The sequence below is a fragment of the Frankia sp. Hr75.2 genome, assembly GCF_949319125.1.
GTDB classification, from domain to species: Bacteria; Actinomycetota; Actinomycetes; order Frankiales; family Frankiaceae; genus Parafrankia; species Parafrankia soli.
Map to the genome: position 1 here is coordinate 1 of NZ_CASGGV010000139.1, position 1,627 is coordinate 1,627.

Consider the following 1,627-nt stretch of genomic DNA (forward strand, 5'->3'; position numbering starts at 1 on the left):
CCCGGACCTGGTCGAGATACACAACGACGCCGTCATACCCATGCTCGGCCGCAAGCATCCGGGATGTATAGGCCAGCCGTTTCGGGACGTATTTCCCGAGGCGGCGGACCGGCTTGTCCCCATGCTTGAGCAGGTGATGTCCGGCGGCGAAGCGACGTGGGAGGAGGACTGGCCGTCCAGGCTCAATCGCCACGGCTATCTCGAGGACTGCTATTTCACCTTCTCCTACAGCCCGATCCGGCGCCTTCCGGCGGGCGGTGTGGCTGGCGTGTTCGCCGCGTTGCAGGAGACCACCCGGCAGGTACTCGGCACACGACGCCTTCGATGTCTGCACGAGCTCGTCAGCGCCACGGCCGGTCGGCCCAGCCAGGCGGAGGTGTTCACCCAGGGCATCGAGGTGCTCGGTCGCTTCACCTCCGACATCCCCTACTGCCTCGTTGTCCTCGAGGAGGCGCAGACACGGAAGCTCGTTGTGACGGCGTCGGCTGGTATCGACGGAGCCACGGGAACCCCGTACGCGCTCGATCCCGGCGACGCCTCCGGACTCGGGGACTCCATGGTTGCGGGACGGACGCAGATCGTCGCTCGTCTGCTGGCCCGTCTCGCGTTACGACAGTCGGCTGAGACCCCACCGTCCCCGGCCGCGATGGTCGTCCCCCTGCCGGAGGGAGGCGACAGACGCCCTGTCGGACTTCTCATCTTCGGGACAAGCGGCCGGCTCCCTTTGAACGCGGACTACCGGAGTTTCCTGAGTCTCGTGGCCACCCAGATCTCGGCGGCCAGCGTTGCGGCGCAGTCAGCCGAGCGGGAACGCCTCCTTGCCGCCGACGCGCATCATCGCGCCTTCCATGACGCGCTGACCGAGTTGCCGAACAGAGCGGCCATGTTCGCCCATCTCGAAAGCACGATCGCCGAAACCGGAAAAAGCCCGACACGAGCCGGCTTCCTTTTTGTTGATCTCGACGGATTCAAGCGGGTCAACGACACGTTGGGCCATCTGGCAGGCGACGATCTGCTCCGTGATGTAGCCGGGCGACTTCGCCGTGTGGTCCGCCCTGGTGACGTCGTGGCCCGGCTCGCCGGCGACGAGTTCGGAGTCCTGTGCCGCGACATCACGTCCCACGGCGCGGTCGAAGCTGTCGCCGATCGCATCGTCGCCAACGTGGATCTGGCCATCGGCCGCCAGCAGGTCCCGGTCACGGCCAGCGTCGGCATTGCGATGATCGGACCCGGGACCACCAGCCCCGAGGACGTCGTACGCGCCGCGGATGCGGCCATGTATCTCGCCAAGCGTCGGGGGCGGGGCTACTGGCGACACGCCGCGGAGGCGGAGGTGGCCCGCCACGACACCGACACCGACACCGACACCGGCCCTCCCTCGGAGCCAGCCCGGCGGATGGCGGCCAGGCCGCGCGACGGCTGACGCATGTCGGAGACCGTCCCCCAGCGCGCCCGAGCACGCGCGAGCTGATCAGGACGACCTCATAGGGATAGTTGTCCGAAGAAAGGACCCCGTCTCATTGCGTACCTGAGGGAGTAGAACATCAAGCGGATCGGGTGCTGCTGACCCTCGGCTCGCTATCGGTTCTCGATCGCTTCGACCAGTAGCTCTGTGAGCTCATCAGGG

1 protein-coding gene is annotated in these 1,627 nt (G+C 67.0%); it reads left to right on the forward strand.

Features of this window, described 5'->3' with window-relative positions:
- Positions 1-1,423 (forward strand): diguanylate cyclase domain-containing protein (locus tag AC559T_RS12365; RefSeq protein WP_498868790.1); only part of this gene is annotated, 1,423 nt, incomplete at its 5' end.
- Between the last annotated feature and the right edge of the window lie 204 nt (positions 1,424-1,627).